This window comes from Marinomonas rhizomae, assembly GCF_024397855.1.
Lineage (GTDB): Bacteria > Pseudomonadota > Gammaproteobacteria > Pseudomonadales > Marinomonadaceae > Marinomonas > Marinomonas rhizomae_A.
This window is the reverse complement of record NZ_CP073343.1, coordinates 3740112-3759650: the sequence shown is the minus strand read 5'-3', so window position 1 is coordinate 3759650 and position 19539 is coordinate 3740112. Positions and strand designations below refer to the sequence as shown.

The 19539-nt window shown below is 44.3% G+C and carries 18 protein-coding genes; 8 read left to right on the top strand and 10 right to left on the bottom strand.

The features are described from left to right. Positions 1-56: 56 nt before the first annotated feature. A complete protein-coding gene (locus KDW99_RS17675) occupies positions 57-953 on the bottom strand; it encodes a helix-turn-helix domain-containing protein (protein WP_255826568.1) in 897 nt (298 codons plus the stop codon). Between the two features lie 290 nt (positions 954-1243). Between KDW99_RS17675 and pobA the strand changes: the two genes are divergently transcribed. Beyond that, positions 1244-2446: a 4-hydroxybenzoate 3-monooxygenase gene (pobA, locus tag KDW99_RS17670; RefSeq protein WP_255826566.1), complete on the top strand. Its 1203-nt coding sequence runs from the start codon at positions 1244-1246 to the stop codon at positions 2444-2446. Between the two features lie 87 nt (positions 2447-2533). On the opposite strand, the gene KDW99_RS17665 is transcribed toward pobA, so the two are convergent. The 9 genes from KDW99_RS17665 to KDW99_RS17625 form a co-directional block, all read right to left on the bottom strand. Then, positions 2534-2866 carry a PBPRA1643 family SWIM/SEC-C metal-binding motif protein gene (locus KDW99_RS17665; protein WP_255826565.1) on the bottom strand — a complete coding sequence of 111 codons (333 nt, stop codon included), beginning with the start codon at positions 2864-2866 and terminating at the stop codon, positions 2534-2536. Positions 2867-2974: 108 nt separating this feature from the next. Then, positions 2975-4003 carry an LPP20 family lipoprotein gene (locus KDW99_RS17660; protein WP_255826564.1) on the bottom strand — a complete coding sequence of 343 codons (1029 nt, stop codon included), beginning with the start codon at positions 4001-4003 and terminating at the stop codon, positions 2975-2977. A gap of 2 nt (positions 4004-4005) precedes the next feature. Beyond that, positions 4006-4632 (bottom strand): penicillin-binding protein activator LpoB, encoded by a 627-nt coding sequence (locus KDW99_RS17655; protein WP_255826563.1) that lies wholly within the window; start codon positions 4630-4632, stop codon positions 4006-4008. A 54-nt stretch (positions 4633-4686) separates the two neighbouring features. Continuing rightward, a complete protein-coding gene (locus KDW99_RS17650) occupies positions 4687-6354 on the bottom strand; it encodes a hypothetical protein (protein ID WP_255826562.1) in 1668 nt (555 codons plus the stop codon). Between the two features lie 257 nt (positions 6355-6611). After that, positions 6612-7091 (bottom strand): protein-export chaperone SecB, encoded by a 480-nt coding sequence (gene secB, locus KDW99_RS17645; protein ID WP_255826561.1) that lies wholly within the window; start codon positions 7089-7091, stop codon positions 6612-6614. A gap of 78 nt (positions 7092-7169) precedes the next feature. Beyond that, entirely contained in the window at positions 7170-7424 is a 255-nt protein-coding gene (gene grxC, locus KDW99_RS17640; protein ID WP_255826560.1) for a glutaredoxin 3, read from the bottom strand. A gap of 11 nt (positions 7425-7435) precedes the next feature. Next, positions 7436-7855: a rhodanese-like domain-containing protein gene (locus tag KDW99_RS17635; RefSeq protein ID WP_255826559.1), complete on the bottom strand. Its 420-nt coding sequence runs from the start codon at positions 7853-7855 to the stop codon at positions 7436-7438. Between the two features lie 197 nt (positions 7856-8052). Then, positions 8053-8856, bottom strand: coding sequence for a DUF1338 domain-containing protein (locus tag KDW99_RS17630; protein ID WP_255826558.1), 804 nt, complete (start codon positions 8854-8856; stop codon positions 8053-8055). 118 nt (positions 8857-8974) lie between these two features. Then, positions 8975-9844 carry a LysR family transcriptional regulator gene (locus KDW99_RS17625; protein ID WP_255826557.1) on the bottom strand — a complete coding sequence of 290 codons (870 nt, stop codon included), beginning with the start codon at positions 9842-9844 and terminating at the stop codon, positions 8975-8977. Positions 9845-10040: 196 nt separating this feature from the next. Here KDW99_RS17625 and amaB point away from each other — a divergent pair, with 196 nt between their 5' ends. The 7 genes from amaB to KDW99_RS17590 all read left to right on the top strand — a co-directional run bounded on the left by amaB (position 10041) and on the right by KDW99_RS17590 (position 19470). After that, positions 10041-11585 (top strand): L-piperidine-6-carboxylate dehydrogenase, encoded by a 1545-nt coding sequence (gene amaB, locus KDW99_RS17620; protein ID WP_255826556.1) that lies wholly within the window; start codon positions 10041-10043, stop codon positions 11583-11585. A gap of 122 nt (positions 11586-11707) precedes the next feature. Beyond that, positions 11708-12979, top strand: a complete 1272-nt coding sequence (locus KDW99_RS17615) for an NAD(P)/FAD-dependent oxidoreductase (protein ID WP_255826555.1) — start codon at positions 11708-11710, stop codon at positions 12977-12979. A 266-nt stretch (positions 12980-13245) separates the two neighbouring features. Further along, positions 13246-14148: a LysR substrate-binding domain-containing protein gene (locus KDW99_RS17610; RefSeq protein ID WP_255826554.1), complete on the top strand. Its 903-nt coding sequence runs from the start codon at positions 13246-13248 to the stop codon at positions 14146-14148. A gap of 112 nt (positions 14149-14260) precedes the next feature. Then, complete coding sequence (gpmI, locus tag KDW99_RS17605) at positions 14261-15790, top strand: 2,3-bisphosphoglycerate-independent phosphoglycerate mutase (RefSeq protein WP_255826553.1); 1530 nt, start codon at positions 14261-14263, stop codon at positions 15788-15790. A gap of 7 nt (positions 15791-15797) precedes the next feature. Continuing rightward, a complete protein-coding gene (locus KDW99_RS17600) occupies positions 15798-16937 on the top strand; it encodes a murein hydrolase activator EnvC family protein (protein ID WP_255826552.1) in 1140 nt (379 codons plus the stop codon). A gap of 52 nt (positions 16938-16989) precedes the next feature. Further along, entirely contained in the window at positions 16990-18276 is a 1287-nt protein-coding gene (locus KDW99_RS17595; RefSeq protein WP_255826551.1) for a S41 family peptidase, read from the top strand. Positions 18277-18354: 78 nt separating this feature from the next. Next, positions 18355-19470, top strand: coding sequence for a divergent polysaccharide deacetylase family protein (locus tag KDW99_RS17590; RefSeq protein ID WP_255826550.1), 1116 nt, complete (start codon positions 18355-18357; stop codon positions 19468-19470). Positions 19471-19539: the final 69 nt, after the last annotated feature.

Here is a 19539-nt window from a genome sequence, read left to right as displayed (position 1 = left end):
AAATTCATCTAATGACTTTTAGGTGGTTTCAAACACACCGTTATTGTTCAAAGGCTTCATATTGAGGGCTGATTGCTGAGGGCTCTATACTTTCCTGGCGGAATACCTGTGGAGCGTTTGAAAAAGCGTGAAAAATACCCTGGGTCTTTAAAGCCCAAATCGTAGCTAATTTCTTCCACCGAGCGTGCGGTATAAATCAGGCTACGCTTTGCTTCTAACAAAACTCGATCATGAATTAAGTCCAATACGCTTTGGTTAAAGGTGGTTTTGCTGAGCCTATTCAAGCGGCTGATGGAAGTGCCAAGCGCATCGGCATACTTGTGGTTGCTCCAGTGCTCGCGATAGTGTTTCTCAATGAGCTCTTTGAGTTGGTGTGCGTCACTGGCTTCGGTTTTGTTGGCGACATTGCTCTCGCCATTGCTATGTTGGCGGTGGAGCAGCAGTAAAATGGCTTTAATAAGATATTCACTCATTAAGGCGCGACCTTCACGGATAAGGGTAGATTCGCTTTCCAGCTGCTGAATTAACGGCCAAAGCTCGGAAAACATATTTCTATGGCCGTTAAAATCAATGTAACAGGCCCGACTAAGTAGCGGCTGAATAAACTTGGCGGCTTTTTCTTCGTACGTATCTTCAAGCAAAGGTTCGGCAATGGTGATGACTCGGCCATCGGTATCTGGTGCGAAGCGAAAACCATGGACAACACCAGCAGGCACAATAATCGCCCACGCACCTTGTAGTTTTTGTTGCTGCTCGTCGAGTTGAACTTTGGCTTCGCCTGATTTTAAAATCAGAATCTGGAAAAGCTGGGCGTGACGATGTGGACTGATCTTCCAGCCTAAGCCACCGCTGCGAGATTCTATGTCTTCAATATGGAAAAATTCAGAGTCATTAATCCAGCTGGATTCACCATAAAGCCCAAAGTGTGGGATGTCATTTTTTTGTTTTTGCATTTTGTTCTTCTTATTTAAAAGTGACATAAATGTACTTTCAGAGAGTATTTTTACTTTTCGTTAAAAAGTACAAATAAACAGGTATTTATCGATATTTATAGGGTAAAAGGCTGAAAATGTCACTTTTATTTGTGTATGTGATGATTTTCTATAAAATTGATTTTAATCAAAAAGTACAATTTTTTGAGTAAATATCACCTAACGCCTGATGTCTTTATCTTCCATTATGGTTGTTATAAAGAAGTTGATCACTGAATCGACATCGAAAATAACAATAATTGGAGAGAAACATGAAAACGCAAGTTGCCATTATTGGTGCAGGTCCATCAGGTCTATTACTGGGCCAACTTTTAGCAAAGCAGGGCATTGATAATGTCATTATCGAACGAGTCTCTGGTGAATATATTCTAGGTCGAATTCGTGCAGGCGTACTTGAACAAGGTATGACGGATTTGTTGCGTGAAGCAGGCGTTGGTGAGCGTATGGATCGTGAAGGCCAAGTGCATCATGGTGTGGAACTGGCGTTTAACAACAAACGCGTGCAGATTGAGTTGGAAAAACTCACTGGTGGCAGCACCGTGATGGTTTATGGGCAAACCGAAGTGACCCGAGACTTGATGGACGCTCGTGAGAAAGCGGGTTTAACCACTTATTACGAATCCAGCAATGTGGCGCTGCATGATGTGAAAAGCGACGCGCCTTATGTGACCTTTGAGCAGAGCGGTGAGTTACACAGATTGGATTGTGATTACATCGCTGGCTGTGATGGTTTCCACGGCGTGTCTCGTCAAACCATTCCAGAATCTTCCCGCAAAGAGTTTGAGCGTGTTTATCCGTTCGGTTGGCTGGGTGTGTTGTCTGATACGCCGCCAGTAAACGACGAATTGATCTACTGTAAAACGGATCGTGGTTTTGCCATGACCAGCATGCGCTCCGCTACACGTTCTCGTTATTATCTTCAGGTTCCTTTGACAGATAAAGTTGAAAACTGGAGCGATGAGGATTTTTGGACGGAGTTAAAACGCCGTCTGCCTGATGATGTGGCGGCGAAATTGGTCACTGGACCAAGTATTGAGAAAAGTATCGCTCCATTGCGCTCTTTTGTGTGTGAGCCTATGCAATACGGCAATTTATTTTTGGTTGGTGATGCCGCTCATATTGTTCCTCCAACAGGCGCGAAAGGTTTGAACCTTGCGGCTTCCGATGTGGCAACCTTGTATAAGGTAATGACACGGGTCTACAAAGAAGGCGATAAAGAGTGTATCTCTCAGTATTCGGATATTTGTTTGCGTCGTGTTTGGCACGGAGAACGTTTTTCATGGTGGATGACCAGCATGTTGCATGATTTTAGTCAGGGTGATGTGCATGACACTGATGCGGCAACCCATGAAAAATTTATGAGTTCTGAACTGAGTTTTTACACGGATAATGAAGAAGGGCGTCGTATTATTGCCATGCAGTATGTGGGTTTGCCTTATGAAGATTTGGCTTAATCTATAGCGATGGATCTATCGCAAAAAAATAGCGGCCATGTCATTTCTATCATGGTCGCTATTTTTTGTTTTGTAGCGGCTTATTTACTAGCCGCAGCACTTTTTGTATTTCTTGGAGCTTCCACATGGGCAAGGGTCATTGCGTTGTGGTGCTTTTTCAACGATTTGTGGCGCTGGTTTGTTAAGTACCATATCCAAAGACGTAATATCCTCGGTCACTTCGCTGTTAATCGTAACCTCTGCGATCAAGTCATTAGCGATCAAGATAGCGTTTATCTCGCTCTCACGCTCGGGAGTTTGCACTTGTAAAATGAGCGGATTCTCTTCGCTACCAGGTTTTACTTTAGGTTTAGGCTGATAATTGCCCAAATTATGCTTACCCATGATATCGGGTCTACCACGATAAAAGAATTTTGACACTGGTGTTCCTAATGGTATGTAAAACCACTCACGGCGAGTGGTTTAATGCAGCGCAGTCTAACAGAATTTAGAGCACATAGCGTATATCTTTCATGACCTTGAAAGGCGTTAATCCAAACGAGTTAACCAAGTAAACATGGCTTCTATGGCTTGTTTTGACCAGCTGTTAGACGCTTGCTTTTTGGCTTTGCCGAGGCTTTTTGCAATGCCTCTGGAGCTGACAGTCCAAGACGCCAAGCGAGAATCCGATGGGCCGATAAGTTCTAATGTGCCGTCTTCAAAGGCATAAAAACGTCCATCTTGTTCTTCTGTATGTTGCACGGTTTTGCTATTTAGTTTGAAAAGCGAGCCGCTTTTGGGCGTTAGGCCAAAATGCGAGAGCGCACTGGCTAATTGGTCGGCTTGCCTTGTCGACGAAACATCAAATCCATAATGGCTTAGAGCGAGATTAAGCCGCTTTTCTATTGCATTGATATCAGCGTCCGCTTTACCGGCGTTGGTGCGTTCGGTCGAATAGAGGCTGAGTTCATCTTCATAGGATTTGCGTTGGGCAAAATACGGAATAAGCTGCATGTATGTTTGCCAATCCTGAGGGGCAGGATATTGGTCGTCGGCCTTGCTTAGCAAAGCGGCTTGTTCACGAATTGTCGCGTCTGTGTCGTTTATCGCAACTTTGAGCTTGGCAACAATGCGGCTACGGTCAATGGATTGCATGGCGTAAACGTAGTTTTCCCCAGCAAAGCGTTTTTCGTTCTTAGTTTGTTCTAACTCAATTGGGGATGTAGTGACTTGAGTATAGGCCGTTTGTGTTTTTGAAACCTGTTCTTCGCCTTGTTCAGATCGAACTTGCGTATCTTGAGTATTAATCTGACTGACTTGTGTTCGCAGCTGTTGGGCGATCTGAGCATTACCGTTTTGCTCGGCCTGATTAAAGGCGAGCGCAATGTTTTCAATGCGCGGCGCACTGCCAACACCGTATAAATAGGTATTATCCCGAGGCGGTGACAATACCCAGTTTGGTATTGTCTCTGGTGCTTGTTCGGACTTGGTCATTAAACCTGTACAGCCCGTTAGACTGAATAATAGACCCGTTACCATTATCCAGTTATACGATGTTGGTAGAGCGGTAAGTTTCATAATTAGAAAAAGCCTTTGTCTGCCAGTTTTTTGATTTTCTTCTGACCATTCCACACTTCACGGTTTGTTGTCATATCAATCAATTTAAGGTCAACTTGGTAGAAGCTCACACGTTGGTCGCCATTAGAATCAACGATCGAGTTGATAGAGCCAGATAGGGCGAAACCTGCGCCTTGTTCTAGACCAAACTTAGCGACAGTGTCTGGTGCTGCGTTTAATTCTTGCTCTTCACGCTCACTACGAATTTCGTCGCGTTCTGCGCCAGAGACGACAAAATCGACTTTACCAGAACGTAATAGGCTGCGCTTGATGTCATTGATAAAGGTATCTACCGGAATATGTTCAGACGTTTTGTTACGGATGGTTTGGACAATAACTGTTGGGTTGCCTTTATTGCCGAAGTTGTAATCACGGAACCAAGGGAAGGTCAGCATGTCACTCATCATTTCTTCTGCTACTAGACGAGAATCTGTGTCATTCCAACGGTCAGACAACATGACGTCTTCATTCGTATCTAGGCGCTTTACACTACCGGAACACGCGGTTAATAACAGGGTCATAGATAGGGCAATGAACCCCTTCCAAGATAGAGAGATCAAATTAGACTGTTTAAGTGTACCGATGCGCATAATATTTTCCTTACGTCCGCTTTAGCCTGATGCCAAGCTGTTAGTGTAATCAATTTAATAGGGGTTGCGTAGATTCCAAAGTTTAATTTTATTGGCTTCTAAGTTGACCTTGCCTAGGGAAAACGCTTTTTTATTCACTGTATAGTCTGGATTGTATTCGCCCGGTGGTAATGGCTCACGAGTGAGCCTTACTTGTGCGGGTAGGGTCAGCCAGTTTCGGGTATCTGACGCAGATGAGGCAAATACCGCGACTTGTCCGATCAGATTCAAAATTAATGCTGCATTTTGATCTTTCACATTGGACGACACTTGATACGTTAACCAGCTGCGCAATAGCTCTCTGACCAAGCCTTCATAGATGTCACGTTGGGCCTGTGCCAGTTGTTCCTGAAAAGCGATGTCGGCGAGAGAGGTCATTCGTAAGCTATTATTAAAAGGCGCAACAGTGGGGGTATTTACCTGCAATGTTGGCTGATGTTGATCCAAAGTGAAGCGACGATAATAAGGGACCGTCACGCGTATGGTTTGCTCTGTTAGTAACTTGTCGACTTTAATGTCATTAAGTTGCTGCCAAACAGGACGTCCGAGAATTACGCGTTTGGTGAAGATGCCTGAAAAGGTTCCCCATGCGCCGCCAGCTTTATAGTTGGCAATTAGGTTGAGCGGATTAATGTCGGCATAAACCATAGTAAACCAGCGGAAGGCATCGTTTACTTCAACGTTTCCACCGCCGTGCAATGGCTCTAATACCAATGAATAAGCTCGTGGATCGGCATACAGCAACAAGGTCATTTCGCTTTTATCAGGGATAAAACCTTGGTGTTCTAGTACCACCAGTTCAGCATCACCTTGATGGTATTGTTTAAGGGTTGCTTGCATGTCAGCAGACAGTTTTGTGTCTATTTTTTGTTGAATTTCACTCTGACTAAAGCCGCCTTTTTGCATCATGCGAATCGCATCTAACCAAGCTCGTTCTGCTGTCGTGCTTGGCAAAGCGTATTGTTTTGCATAGCCGTCTTCATACAAGTTAGCCGCTTTTTCATAACTGACGCGCGCATCATCGAATTCGCCATCGATTTCGTATTGCAGACCAGCTAAGTAACGAGCCCAAGCATCATCACGATAGAGGAATTTATCTGTGTCACGTCCGCCAGTATAAAAGTCACCTAACCAGTTTAATGCCTTCATGTAAAAGGCTTGGTTTTCTTTGGCATTAAGGTCTTGATAACTTGGGGTTTGGGTGCGGATTTCATTAAGTTTGATGTCAATGCGTCGTACTTCTACTAAGGCGGCATCATTGAGTTGGCGTTTTTTAGAACTATTTTTTTCTTGCTCAGCCAGAGCGAGGTAGTTCAAAGATTTGAGATAGCTGATGTAAACGCGTTCTAGACCACTGCCGCGATAGTCGCCTTGTCTTGGGTTGCTGAGCAGCGCCCAGGAACGATTCGAAAAATTATCAGGAAAGAAGGTATCGCTTAATCGCTCTGCTTTTTCTAGTAATGTATTGCTGCGTTCAAAATTTCCTTGGTTTTGGGCAAGGGCGCCGATTTCCATATAGTAGAGTAGCTGGTCTTGTGAGTTGTCTAATACCCCTTCCAGTTTGTCTTCAGCGTCTTTCCATTGGCCTTCTTTTGCTAGGCTTAAACCTTCTTCAATATCTTGTTGATAGGTTGAGCAACCAGCCAGTAAGCAAATAGTTACCCAAATAAATACCCACTTCACTTTATATTCCTTTATCTAAAAACTGATCAGCGAACAGAAGGGCAAATAATGCAAAGCAAGCGAGGTAAAGGACTAACCAGCGCGCTCTGAGGCAATTTTGGCAGGTTTTCTTTTTCTTTTTCATCACAGCTTCCATATATTCTTGCGATACTAAAAGTACTGGCGATACTAAAAGGCGAGCGATTTCTATTATGCAATAAAAAAGGAAGCGCGTGGCCTCCTTTTTCGTAACTCTAATGGTTTTATTACTCAATGTTTTATTGAGTTGTTTCAGCCTGTTGCTTTTGTAGGCTTTCGACATAAAGCGCATCAAAGTTGATTGGTGCAAGCATGATCGCTGGGAAGCTGCCTTTTACTACAATCGCATCGATGTTTTCACGAGCGTATGGGAATAGAGTAGCAGGACAGAAAGCGCCCAAAGCGTGATGTAATTGCTGGTCATCAAGACCAGAAATAACGAATAAACCACCTTGTTGTACTTGAACCAAATAGCCAGTTTCTGTGCCATTTTTGACAGTGACAGTGATTTCTAATACAACTTCATAAACACTTTCACCAACTTGGCGACTTTTAGTATTTAATTCTAAGCCCACTTCTGGTTTCCATTCTTCTTGGAAAATCATAGGTGAACGAGGAGATTCAAAAGAAATATCTTTCAAAAACACGCGTTGCATAGAAAGTTGTGGTGCTTGCGCTTCTTGTGTTTGTGCTTCTGGTGTTTCAGCTGTATCGGACATCGTAGTTCCTTTTTTTAATAATTTATTAAAGTGATGAGGGCGCAGCTCATTTATACCCTGTGATAACTTATCTTCTTACTATTGTGTAAGTAAGGTATCTAGTTTTTGTTCACGTTCAAGGGCAAAAAGATCGTCGCATCCACCAACATGTTTTTCACCGATCCAAATTTGCGGAACGGTGTGTCGGCCACTTTTTTCCATCATTTCTTGTCGTAGTTCACGTTCTCCGTCCACGCGAATTTCGTTAAAGGCAACATTTTTTGCCGTTAACAGTTGCTTTGCTCTAACGCAAAATGGACAGTAATCGCTCGAGTAGATAGTGACAGTAGCCATAAATTTTTCTCTTATCCTTTAACCAGTGGCAGATTGGATGATTGCCATTCTGCAATGCCACCTTGTAGTTTGTAAACTTTACCAAAACCAGCTTTTTTAAGGTCTTTCGCGCTCGCGCCAGACGTTACACCAGATTTGCAAACTATAATAATAGGGGCGTCTTTGTGTTTCTCAAGGCGGTTCATGTTGTCTTTCATCTTAGTCGCAGGAATATTTAGCGCGCCTGTGATGTGGCCAGTGCTGAATTCTTTCTCTGGACGGATGTCGACAACAACAGCATCGTCGCTGTTCATTAGGTTCGTCGCAGCAGAAGGTGTAAGCCCTTGCGCGCCGCCTTTGCTTTCAACAAAAAGTAAAGTGGCAAGAATCGCAAAAAAGACTGCGACCATTTCCCAGTGGTTGATAGAAAATTCGATAAGTTGGTTAATCATAATAGTAGGCTCATATTTAAACTGCGAGCATTATACACGGCCTGATGGATCGGTACAGGCTCTCAAGAACTACTTTTGCTTGTCACATTACATAAAGGTTTTTATCACACAAAGATGACAAAGATATGATGCTACAAGGTTTAAAACGCAAAAACGAGCCACTAGGGCTCGTTATGTGATGAGTTTTTTTCAGTCCGTTACTTGGTGCTGGTTGAGTCAAAGATTTTGTCTGCGTTGCCTTCGATAAAGCTATCAAACAGCACGCCGTTTGGCATGGTGTGACGACGAGCGAACTCATAAAAGCAGCTAGGGATGGTTTTCTGTTGGCCATCAGTAAAGGTGTATTCGACTTTGTCGGCCATGGTGGAAGATTGCTCCAAGAAGGAATCAGGTGTGCCTTTTACTAAGCCACCCACTTGGTTTAATGCGTAACCTTCGTTTAACAATAGAGTATTTACATCTTCAATCGTAGGGAATTTCTGCAAGTGATTAATGCTGACAGTGAAATGGTTAGCTTGTAATCCCATGGTTGATAACCATGCAGCGTATTCACTGTGCTCCGCTAGCGTGAGATATTCGGCTTCTGTTGGTGTATCCCATAGCTTTCCAGCCCAAAAAATAGCTGGGGATTGCACTGCATCACTCGGAATTTGTGCGATAAATTTGGCAATGATGTCTTGGCAGTTTGCTGGCAGTTCTTCTACTAATAGCTCAGATAGGAAAACCTTTGGTGAATCGACATCCGTTTGATGTTTGTAACAACGGGCTTTTAGGTGTTTGCTCTCGAATAGAAATGCGCCGTAGGCTTTGTAACCAATAGCTTCTAGTTGTGGTTCAAGCTTTTCTAATGAGATTGGTGAGTTGTTAAAAGTACGAAAAGCCACGTGATCATTCAGCACGTTTTCGCCATGGCTTTTAAATAATTGCTGTATACGCTGAGCCTGTGGCGTGATGTTTGTGTAGTGATCCCACAAGGATGCGAAAAAATCGGCGGGCTTCATGGAGCGCTCCTGAGTTAGTCAATTTGGAAAGAGGTCATCTCTATCTAATAGGACTTACTCTAATCCACCGCTTACAAGAAATGCAAAAGGTAAAAACGCACCTTGTTATGCATAAAAGTTATGCGAGCCGTATTTCTGTTGGGTTCTTGTTGATTAATAACTGTTGCTTAGCGGTCAGGATAGTATTGATAAGATGAGCCGGAAAACTGCGTTCTTTTTTATGCGCCAAGCCTACCACACGTTTTAACTTCACATCGTTAAGTGGCCGTAAACATAGGTCATTTCGTCCCCGTGACGAGTGTTCAGGGATCAGAGAAATCCCCAAGCCTGCAGCGACTAAATCCAACGCGTACTCTTCTGTTTTTACTTGCGCACGAACATCGGTGGTGAGTTCCTGTTTTTGCATCAAGTAGTTCCAAGATTCCAAAATGTCGCATGGCGTGCGAGAAATAAAGGGTTGTTTGTCGATTTGCTTGATGGATAGCGAAGGGAAATCTGCTAACCAATGATCCAACGGCATGGCGATTACATAGTCATCTTCCCAAAGGGGATAAAACACGTCTTCTTCACTGGTGTAACGATGACAAGTAAAACGCAAATCGGCGCTTTCAGATTCATCAACGAGTTTTAACGCTAGTCCATGAACTTCATCAAGCATGGTTTTGATGACTTGGCTGATTAAAGCGCCAGATAAAAAGGGCGTTAATGAGATAGACAAAGCCAGCGGTGTGGGCGTTTCGGTAAATAAACTGCGCATGGCACTGAGGTCGCTGACCATTTTACAGGCGTGTGGATAGAGCTGGGAGCCGCTATCGGTAGGCGATACTCCTTTGGAATGACGTACAAAAAGCTTGGTGCCCAAATCCTCTTCTAATTGCGATACCGTGGTTGATATGGACGGTTGTGCCACAAAGCAACGCTTAGCAGCGGCGCTGAGGCTGCGTTCCTCGTAAACAGCAATAAAATAACGTAATGATCGAATGTCCATCGGCTTGCTCTTTTAAAAGATGACTCGGCTGATTAAAGATATTTAGTTCACCTTTCTAATATACCTATAGACATAATATCTAGCCATAGGAAAAAACTAGATCACTGGCAGGAAAACGGTATTTCTCATTCTGTACTAGGCTGGTTATGGTGAAGACATTCTCGTAACACTCATTAGATTTAATTTAGAGGTTCCTATGTCACTGACTTGCTTAGAAACACTGGGCGTAAATAGCCTAAAACAGGGCGATACTTTTTACAGCGTGCTCACTGGTAACACCCAGACTTTAGGTGAAGGCAGTGCATTTACAGCTTATAGCCCAATTGATGGTGAGGCTTTGTCTAGTTTTAAGAATGCAACACCAGCGCAGTTAGACAAGGCCAATGCTGAGCTGAAAGACGCGTTTAAGGTTTTGCGTACCATTCCTGCGCCACGTCGTGGTGAATTGGTTCGTCGTATTGGCGAAGAAGCCCGTAAGTACAAAAACGAATTGGCACAAGTGATCTCTTTGGAAGCGGGTAAAATTACCCCAGAAGCTTTGGGTGAAGTGCAAGAGTGGATTGACGTGTGTGATTTCGCGGTCGGTCAATCTCGTATGTTGCATGGCCTGTCTATCGTCTCTGAACGTCCTGGTCACCGAATGATGGAACAATGGCATCCACTTGGCCCTGTTGCGGTTATTACCGCGTTTAACTTCCCTATGGCGGTTTGGGCTTGGAATGCCATGCTTGGCCTTGTTTGTGGTGATCCGATCCTACTAAAACCTTCTGAAAAAGCGCCTTTGTGTGCCTTGGCTATGTACCAAATCGCGCAAAACGTTATTGCTGATATGCCTGATATCCCTAAAGCGGCAGTGTCTGTGATGATTGGCGATCGAGATCTTGGTGAAGCGATTGCCGCAAGCGAGACCTTCCCGCTGGTGTCTGCAACGGGTTCAACAGCGATGGGTCGAGCTGTGGCGAAAACTGTCGCGGGTCGGTTAGGTCGCTCTTTGTTAGAGCTGGGCGGTAATAACGCCATGATAGTGTCTGATACCGCGGATTTGGATCTTGCTCTGCGTGCGATTGTTTTCTCAGCAGCGGGCACAGCAGGTCAGCGTTGTACAACATTACGTCGTTTGATTACCCATGAATCTATCGTTGATGGCTTGGTTGAGCGTTTGGCGAAATCGTACGGTTCGCTTCGCGTCGGTAGCCCAATCGTTGAGGGTAATCTTGTTGGCCCACTAATCGATGAAGGCAGCTTTAACCGTATGCAAGCGGCTCTAGAAACAGCCAAGAAACAAGGCGGTGAAGTTGTCTGCGGTGGTGAACGTGTCACTGAAGGTGTTCCTGCTGGTGGTTTCTATGTGCGTCCAGCGATTGTTCGTATTGCTCACGATGCGCCAATCGTTCATGAAGAAACCTTCGCGCCTATCATGTATGTTTTGACTTACAAGACGTTTGACGAAGCGATTGAAATCCAAAATGAAGTGCCACAAGGCCTATCTTCCGCAGTGTTTACAGAAAGCATGCGTGAAGCAGAAATGTTTATGTCACCAGCGGGTTCTGACTGTGGTATCGCCAACGTTAATATCGGTACGTCTGGCGCTGAAATTGGTGGTGCGTTTGGTGGTGAGAAGGAAACGGGCGGCGGTCGTGAATCTGGTTCTGATGCATGGAGAAACTACATGCGTCGCACCACAAACACAGTGAACTACGGTGGTGATTTGCCGTTGGCTCAAGGGATCGTCTTTGAGTAAGGATGTTCTTTTGCGGAGTGTTCTTTAGGCAAGCGCTTTTTTAGGTCAGTTACAGGCGAGGCGTTCTCGCCTGTTTAGGTTTTGGCTAACAGTTTGGCCAATGTCTTTAATGGAGTCGTCTTATGTCAGAAAAAGTCTGCAATTCGTTATGGCGAGCAAGCTCTCCAGATGCGCCAATATTAACGCCTCTTGAAGGGCGCGTGGACGTCGAAGTAGTGATCGTCGGTGCAGGTTTTACCGGTCTTTCTGCCGCGTTGCATCTTGCTAAATTTGGTGTTTCCGTTGCTGTGGTTGAAGCGCAAGAGGTTGGCTTTGGCGGCTCGGGTCGAAATGTTGGCTTGGCGAACGCCGGTGTTTGGCTAGAACCAGATCAGCTGGATCAGGCTATTGGCGCAGAAGCGGGCAATGTTATGTACGAGGCATTGGCAGCGGCACCTGATTTTGTTTATAGCCTAATTAAAGAATACGACATTCAATGCGAACCTGTGCGAAACGGAACCTTGCACGCAGGCGTGGGGAAAAACGGTTTGGCGCAATTACAACGTCGTTATGAACAAATGAAAAAACGCGGAGCGCCCGTTCAGTTGTTGGATGCCGCAGAAGCCCAAGCTCGCATTGGTTCTGGCAAATTCAATTCTGCCTTGTTTGATCCAAGAGCTGGAACGATTCAGCCATTGGCTTACGCTCGTGGCCTTGCCCATGCGGCGTTAAAAGAAGGCGCTAAGCTTTTTGATCAGTCGCCCGTTAGCAAAATTGAACCTGCTGAAAATGGCTGGGTTTTGCACACGGAAAAAGGTCAGATCCATGCTGAAAAAGTGATTCTCGCGACGAATGCGTACAGCGAATTCGGAGTGAAAGAACAAGCACGTAAATTTGTGCCTATATTTTATTCCCAGTTGGCAACTAAGCCTTTAAGCGACGTGCAATTGGCCAGTGTGTTACCAAACAAAGAAGGCGTTTGGGATACCTGTACGGTAATGAGCTCTTTCCGCTTAGATCAGCAAGGCCGTTTAGTGTTTGGTGGCATGGGTGGCGAAGGCGGAGTTCATGCTAACTGGGCGACCCAGCGGATATCAGAATTGTTTCCTATCTTAACTAAAGTGGAATGGGATTATTGTTGGACAGGTAAAATCGCCTATAGCGAAGACCATTTGCCCCATTGTCAGCAGCTACAAAAAGGCTTGTTTAGTGTGGCAGGTTACAGCGGTCGAGGTATTGGTCCTGGTACTGTGGTGGGGGCAGAATTGGCTGAGTGGCTTTCTGGCCGAAGAGAGAATTTATCCATTCCAACCTCGGTGTTGAGAGATATTTCATTTCGAGAATTGAAGCGTTTATTTTATGAAGTGGGGGCGCATACGTATCATCTAGGTCAGCAGTCGCATGCTTTAGATTAGAATGATTACTACGCTCGCCAATACGTTGTTAAAAACAGGCTCGTCTTTGCTTCGTTCGCTACATGGTAAATGTTTCGGTTAGTTCGGCGGTTAAGTAAGTTTACTGCGATTAATCGCTCTTTCAAAACGCATCTTTATGGTGCGTTTTTTATTTTACTGGTTGGGAATAAGAGTGATATAGGATACAGTTATTGCTTTATTGTTTTTACTTTCTTTTTTGCCTTTATATTTATGTCTTTTAATTTATGTGAATGAGTAACGCCTACATGCGTCGTTATATCCCATCGTCAACTGCATTAAAATGTTTTGAAGCGTCCGTTCGACATTTAAGTTTCACCAAAGCCGCTGAAGAGTTGCACCTTACTCAGAGTGCGGTCAGTCGACAGATTCGCAACCTTGAAGAGTTTTTGTCACGAGATTTATTTATTCGTCTTAATAAGCGCTTGGTATTAACTGGAACGGGGGCGGCTTACTATAAAGAAGTGGTGCCACTACTGGATGGTATGGAAAACGCGTGTTTACGTATGTTGCATCGAGAAGATGAAAAAACCACGTTAACAATTTCGGCCTTGCCTACCTTGGCTTCTTATTGGCTGATGCCTTTACTGGCTGAATTTCAAACCGCTCACCCACAATTTCAAATTAAAGTTCGTTCTTTAGACGACGCCGCTAAAATAGACCCTGAAAGCATCGATATTATCTTGCATTACGGTGGTGACCATTGGCCTCGCGCTGTTTCTTATCAGTTGATGAAAGAAAGCGTCGTGGCTGTTTGCTCTCCTGAGTTATTGGCGCGTATTGATGACAAGCCACTGGAAGCATGGAAAGTTGAAGATGTTACGTCCTTCCCTTTCTTGCACTTGTCCTCTCGCATTAATGCTTGGCCAGATTGGATGGTTTCCCAAGGCTTGGAAAGTGGCTCTTTTGCTGGTGCTTCTTTTGCGCATTTTCATATGTTGCTTGAGGCGGCTAAGAGCAGCATGGGCATTGCTATTATGCCAACCATACTTGCCGAACGTAGTCTTCAAAATGGCGAGCTGGTGGCTCCTTTTGGTAAAGCGGTTTCCACTCCTCACGAATATCTTCTGTCTTACCCGATCGACAAGGCCGATCTTGAACAAGTGGTGATTTTTCGGGACTGGCTAATGGCGAAGCGAAATCAGTCTTAGGGACTCTATTAATTAAATTAATAGTCTGAATAGCTGTGCTGCTCTGTAACTAAATTACAAGCCTGTGATAGTATCGAGGCATAATCATGATCAATTTACGGGATAGATTAACATGAACAAAAAAACCACCGCTCTCTTTATTCTTGATGGATGGGGATACAGCGAAACCTCCAAATCCAACGCCATTGCTGCTGCGAACACGCCTAACTGGGATGCACTTTGGAATAATCAGCCACATACACTTATAAAAACGTCTGGTCTTGCGGTGGGTTTGCCCGAAGGTCAAATGGGTAATTCCGAAGTGGGTCACATGAATTTAGGTGCTGGCCGTGTGGTTTACCAAAACTTTACTCGTATCGGTAAAGCCATTGAAGATGGTTCATTTTTTGAAAATGATGCTCTTGTTAATGCGGTTGATAAAGCGGTAAGTGCAGGTAAAGCGGTACATATTTTAGGCTTGCTTTCTAATGGTGGTGTTCACAGTCACCATGAGCAAATCATGGCAATGTGTGAGCTCGCTGCCAAACGCGGTGCAAAAGCAATTTATGTTCATGGTTTCACTGATGGCCGTGATACGCCACCTCGTTCTGCTAAAACCCCAGCGGCTGAACTAGACGCTAAACTGGTAGAACTAGGCGTTGGCAAAATTGCTACCTTGACTGGTCGTTACTATGCCATGGACCGTGATAATCGATGGGATCGCGTGCAAACGGCTTACGATGCAATTGTCCTAGGTAAAGGTGAGTTCCAAGCTGATACGGCGGAAGCGGCTATTCAAGCTGCTTATGATCGTGACGAAAATGACGAATTTGTAAAAGCCACAATTGTTGGTGAGTCTGCGCCCGTTCAAGATGGCGATGCGATTATCTTCGCTAACTTCCGTCCAGATCGCGCTCGTCAGTTAACTCGTGCTTTTACCGAAGCTGACTTTGATGGTTTCACTCGCGCTGTTTATCCGAAACTGGCGTCTTTTGTTACTTTTACTGAGTTTGCTTCTACTATCAAAGCCGATGTGGCGTTTCCTCCTGTTGCATTGACAAATACCTTGGGCGAGGTGTTGGCGAAGCAGGGTAAGAAACAACTACGTATCGCGGAAACCGAAAAATACGCCCACGTCACCTTTTTCTTTAATGGTGGCGAAGAAGCCTTGTTTGATGGTGAAGAGCGCGAATTGATTCCATCGCCGAATGTGGCTACTTACGATTTGAAACCAGAAATGAGTGCGCCAGAAGTTACCGATAAGCTGGTGGAAGTGATCGAAGCGGGTAAATACGACACCATTATTTGTAACTTTGCCAACGGTGACATGGTTGGACACAGTGGTATTTTTGAAGCAGCAGTGAAAGCTGTAGAAGCCGTTGATGCTTGTTTAGGTCGTATTATTGAAGCCTTAAAAGTGAATGGCGGCCAATGTTTGATCACTGCGGATCATGGCAACGTTGAACAAATGTTAAGTGATGATGGGGCTCAGCCTTTAACGTCGCACACAATTGGTCCTGTGCCTTTGGTGCTGTTTTCTCCAACTCCAGGAGTAGGCATTAAAGAAGGGGCATTGTGTGATCTTGCGCCTACTTTGCTCGATATGATGGGAATGGAAAAACCTGCTGAGATGACGGGTGTCAGCTTGCTGACACGAGATTGAGGCAAGAATGACCGTATTATTCCGCCATCTTTTTTTGAGTTTATTCCTGTTGTCCAGCGTTGGCTGGGCGGCAGGTGAACCTCAAACGCCAGAAGAAGCGAAACAACAGATTCAGGCATTACAGAAAGACCTGAAAAAGCTTAATAGCTGGTTGAAAGAGGTGAAATCTGAGCGATCTGACGTGGAAAAGCAGCTTGAAACTAAAGAGAAAGACATTCAAGAGCTGCTTAAAAAGATCCAGAATATTCAAGATAGCTTAAAAAAAGGAGAAAAGCAGCTGGGGGAGTTAAGAGTACAGCAGCGGTCTCTCCAATTAAGTATTCAACAACAAAATGAACAAATAGCCGCCCAATTAAGGGCGGTTTATCGTTCCGGCAATGAAGAAAGTATCAAGCTGTTATTGAATGGCGATAACTCTGAAGAAGCTCAGCGTTTGGTGCAATACAATCGCTACTTTTCTAATGCTAGACAGTCCCTTATCAATGGCTTTGTGACCGAAGTGAGCGATTTGAACTTGGTTGAAAAGAGCATTCGTAGTCACCGAGCACAGCAAGCCAAAGAAGAAATTGAATTAAAAGCAGAGCGTAGTCGTCTGACTAGCCAGCAAGCGGATCGACGTAATTTATTGGCCAAATTGGACAAAGATTTAGCGAAGGGCGATAAGCGCTCTAAGCAATTAGTTCAAGATCAGAAAAACCTACAGGATATGTTGCAACGCTTGGAAGAAGCCTTGGCAGATATTCAGATTCCAGACCAAGATGTGCCTTTCTCATCGCAACGTGGCAAATTGGTTCGTCCTTTAAAAACACTCTCAGCTTTGTCATCCAACGGCAGTATTAACCTAGGTGGTGTTACTTTACGTGCGAAAGAAGGCGAACCTGTTCATGCTATTTTTTCGGGTAGAGTGGTTTTTTCTGACTGGATGCGTGGTTTTGGATTTTTACTTATTTTAGACCATGGTGATGGTTACATGTCATTATACGGCTACAACCAAAGTTTACTGAAAGAAGTGGGCGAATGGGTTGGAGCAAACGATACGATAGCCATGGTTGGTAGTACTGGTGGCCGTCCTGATCCTGCATTATTTTTTGCAATTCGACATAATGGTACGCCATTAAAACCACTTTCTTGGGTGAACGCAGGGTAATGACAGTACACACTAAAACTTGCGGTCAGCGCATAACGTTATAGGAAGAAAAATGATCAACACTTTGCGTCAACGCATCTCTTTTTTATTTATGGTGTTATTGGTTCAACCTGCCTTTTCAGCGCAGCTTACTGCCGATACTAAAGAGCAGTCTAAGTTGCCTACCGCTGAGATTCAGTCTTTTGTGGAAACCTTTGAGACGATCCGTGAGGGCTACGTTGAGGTGATGTCTGATCAAGATATTCTTCATAAGGCATTAAAGGGAATGGTATCAGGTCTTGATCCGCATTCTGAGTATTTCACCAAAGAAGAATTAGTCGACTTTAATGAACTAACCTCCGGAAACTACGCAGGCATTGGCGTTGAAGTTGAGATGAAAGATAAGCGTCTAACGATCGTAACGCCTGTTGATGGTTCGGCGGCGGCTGAAGCTGGGATCTTGCCAGGTGATGTCATTATAAAAATTGATAATACCTTGATCACAGATTTGGGAATGAAAGACATTGTAACGCTAATGCGTGGTGAAATTGGCTCTACTGTGACGCTGGATATTGAACGTGATGGTGAGCTGAAACACTATGAATTAACGCGCGGTTTAATAGAAGATGCAAGTGTCACTGATAAATGGTTAGGTGATGGTATTGCGTACTTTCGAATTAGTCAGTTCCAAGGTGACAGCGCCTCAGAATTTCACCAAGCCATTGATAAGCTTAGTAAAGAAAGTAAAATTCAAGGTGTTGTTTTAGATCTTCGTAATAATCCTGGCGGTGTATTACAAAGCGCGGTTGGTGTGGTGGATGCTTTTATCGATAAAGGCATGATTGTGTATACCAATGGCCGTCATGAATTGTCTAAAAATCAGTATATGGCGACAGAGAAAAACACCAAATTCGATAGTGTGCCAGTTGTTGTGTTGATTAATGAGGGCTCTGCATCGGCTTCAGAGATTGTTGCTGGCGCCCTGCAAGATCATCAACGTGCCGTGATTTTAGGAACAGAGTCTTTTGGTAAAGGTTCCGTTCAAACAGTAGTGCCCCTGTCTAATGGTGATGCGGTGAAATTAACCACCGCTCTGTATTACACGCCAAATGGCCGTTCTATCCAAGCGCAAGGTATTACGCCTGATTTGGTGGTTCCACAGGCTACTTTAACTTTTGATAAAGGGCAGTTTTTTGTCAAAGAAGCCGAGCTTAAAGGGCACTTAGGTAATGGAACAGGTGGAGAAGAGCGCACCAGTGCCGATGTAAAGTCGGATATTGGTGAGTTAGCAAAAACAGATTTTCAGCTATTCCAAGCAGTGACTATTTTGAAGACGCTACCTAAGCTAGCTCAGAAGTAGTGATGTCATTTTTCATATATATTGTTGGTAAAAACGCGCTTGTTTGATTTTAATAAATTTGTAGTGGTTATATTTAGTTTGCTTGTTCTTTCAGGTGGAGCAAACGCGTCAGAGACAGAGTTAGATCGTGTCGAATATGTTTCAGTGAGTGCTGCCAATGACATGGCTGGCCAAGGTGAGCCGACAGAAAATGAAACCTTTTTTGAGGTGCCAGAGGTTCTTCCTCAGCACCTTGGTCCAGTTTTGCCTACTTTAAAAAATGAACTGGAGAAGCCGTCAGAACATCCTGTAGTTACTGACTCGCCAAAATCGATCAGCCAGCCTATGTTTGAGGCTGTTAAGCCTTGGGTACCAGCGATTGTGCCTTTTTTAGATGCGCCCGCTCAATCTGATACGAAAGTGGTTTCACCCTCTATAAAGACCAACCTAAAAGATAAGAAGTCTAAGCAAGAAGTGGCTCCGGCCAAAAAATTAGCGGTTGATACCCATCCAAAAATGCCAAGAATTGCGATTTTGATTGATGACCTAGGTTACAACCGCCATGGTATGGAATCATCCTTGTCATTGCCGACAGAGGTCGCGTTGGCTATTTTGCCCAGTACGCCATTTGCGACTCAAACAGCATTAACGGCACAGAAGCAAAAGCGAATCACTTTGCTGCATGCTCCAATGGAGAATCAGCGCGAATTAAAGCTTGGCCCAGGTGGGCTATACGCCAAGATGACCGAACACGAACTAAAAGAGACGCTGATCAAAGACCTGGACGGTTTGCCAGGCATACAAGGCGTAAACAATCACATGGGGAGCCTGCTAACGACGAAAGCGGAGCCCATGAAATGGGTAATGGAAACCCTTAAAGGCCGTTCACTATTTTTTATCGACAGCCTTACCAGCCCAAAAAGTGTGGCTGAAAAGACAGCACAGGAGCATGGGTTGGAAACCGTTAGTCGAGATGTCTTCTTGGATAACATTCGTACTGAACAAGCAATCGATAAACAGTTTTCTCGATTATTGAAGCTCGCTAGATTACATGGAAGTGCTTTGGCAATTGGGCATCCATATCCGGAGACCATGGCTTATCTTAAAAAGCGTCTCAATCATTTAGATAAGGACGGTGTTCGTCTAGTGCACTTGTCTGACTTACTTACTTCTTCGCCGGTGTTGATACCTCCTTCTATTTCGTCTGAGAAATAAATAGATATTCAGATTTTTGATAAAACCAGAGGTTTTTGATAAAAAATCCGACCTTTTTAAAATACCTTT

Bases quoted from the DNA above. Each gene is read 5' to 3' on its own strand.
- KDW99_RS17600 (WP_255826552.1), top strand. From the start codon at position 15,798: ATGACCGTATTATTCCGCCATCTTTTTTTGAGTTTATTCCTGTTGTCC.
- KDW99_RS17660 (WP_255826564.1), bottom strand. From the start codon at position 4,003: ATGAAACTTACCGCTCTACCAACATCGTATAACTGGATAATGGTAACG.
- secB (WP_255826561.1), bottom strand. From the start codon at position 7,091: ATGTCCGATACAGCTGAAACACCAGAAGCACAAACACAAGAAGCGCAA.
- amaB (WP_255826556.1), top strand. From the start codon at position 10,041: ATGTCACTGACTTGCTTAGAAACACTGGGCGTAAATAGCCTAAAACAG.
- KDW99_RS17625 (WP_255826557.1), bottom strand. From the start codon at position 9,844: ATGGACATTCGATCATTACGTTATTTTATTGCTGTTTACGAGGAACGC.
- grxC (WP_255826560.1), bottom strand. From the start codon at position 7,424: ATGGCTACTGTCACTATCTACTCGAGCGATTACTGTCCATTTTGCGTT.
- gpmI (WP_255826553.1), top strand. From the start codon at position 14,261: ATGAACAAAAAAACCACCGCTCTCTTTATTCTTGATGGATGGGGATAC.
- KDW99_RS17610 (WP_255826554.1), top strand. From the start codon at position 13,246: ATGCGTCGTTATATCCCATCGTCAACTGCATTAAAATGTTTTGAAGCG.
- KDW99_RS17655 (WP_255826563.1), bottom strand. From the start codon at position 4,632: ATGCGCATCGGTACACTTAAACAGTCTAATTTGATCTCTCTATCTTGG.
- KDW99_RS17675 (WP_255826568.1), bottom strand. From the start codon at position 953: ATGCAAAAACAAAAAAATGACATCCCACACTTTGGGCTTTATGGTGAA.
- pobA (WP_255826566.1), top strand. From the start codon at position 1,244: ATGAAAACGCAAGTTGCCATTATTGGTGCAGGTCCATCAGGTCTATTA.
- KDW99_RS17595 (WP_255826551.1), top strand. From the start codon at position 16,990: ATGATCAACACTTTGCGTCAACGCATCTCTTTTTTATTTATGGTGTTA.
- KDW99_RS17635 (WP_255826559.1), bottom strand. From the start codon at position 7,855: ATGATTAACCAACTTATCGAATTTTCTATCAACCACTGGGAAATGGTC.
- KDW99_RS17615 (WP_255826555.1), top strand. From the start codon at position 11,708: ATGTCAGAAAAAGTCTGCAATTCGTTATGGCGAGCAAGCTCTCCAGAT.
- KDW99_RS17630 (WP_255826558.1), bottom strand. From the start codon at position 8,856: ATGAAGCCCGCCGATTTTTTCGCATCCTTGTGGGATCACTACACAAAC.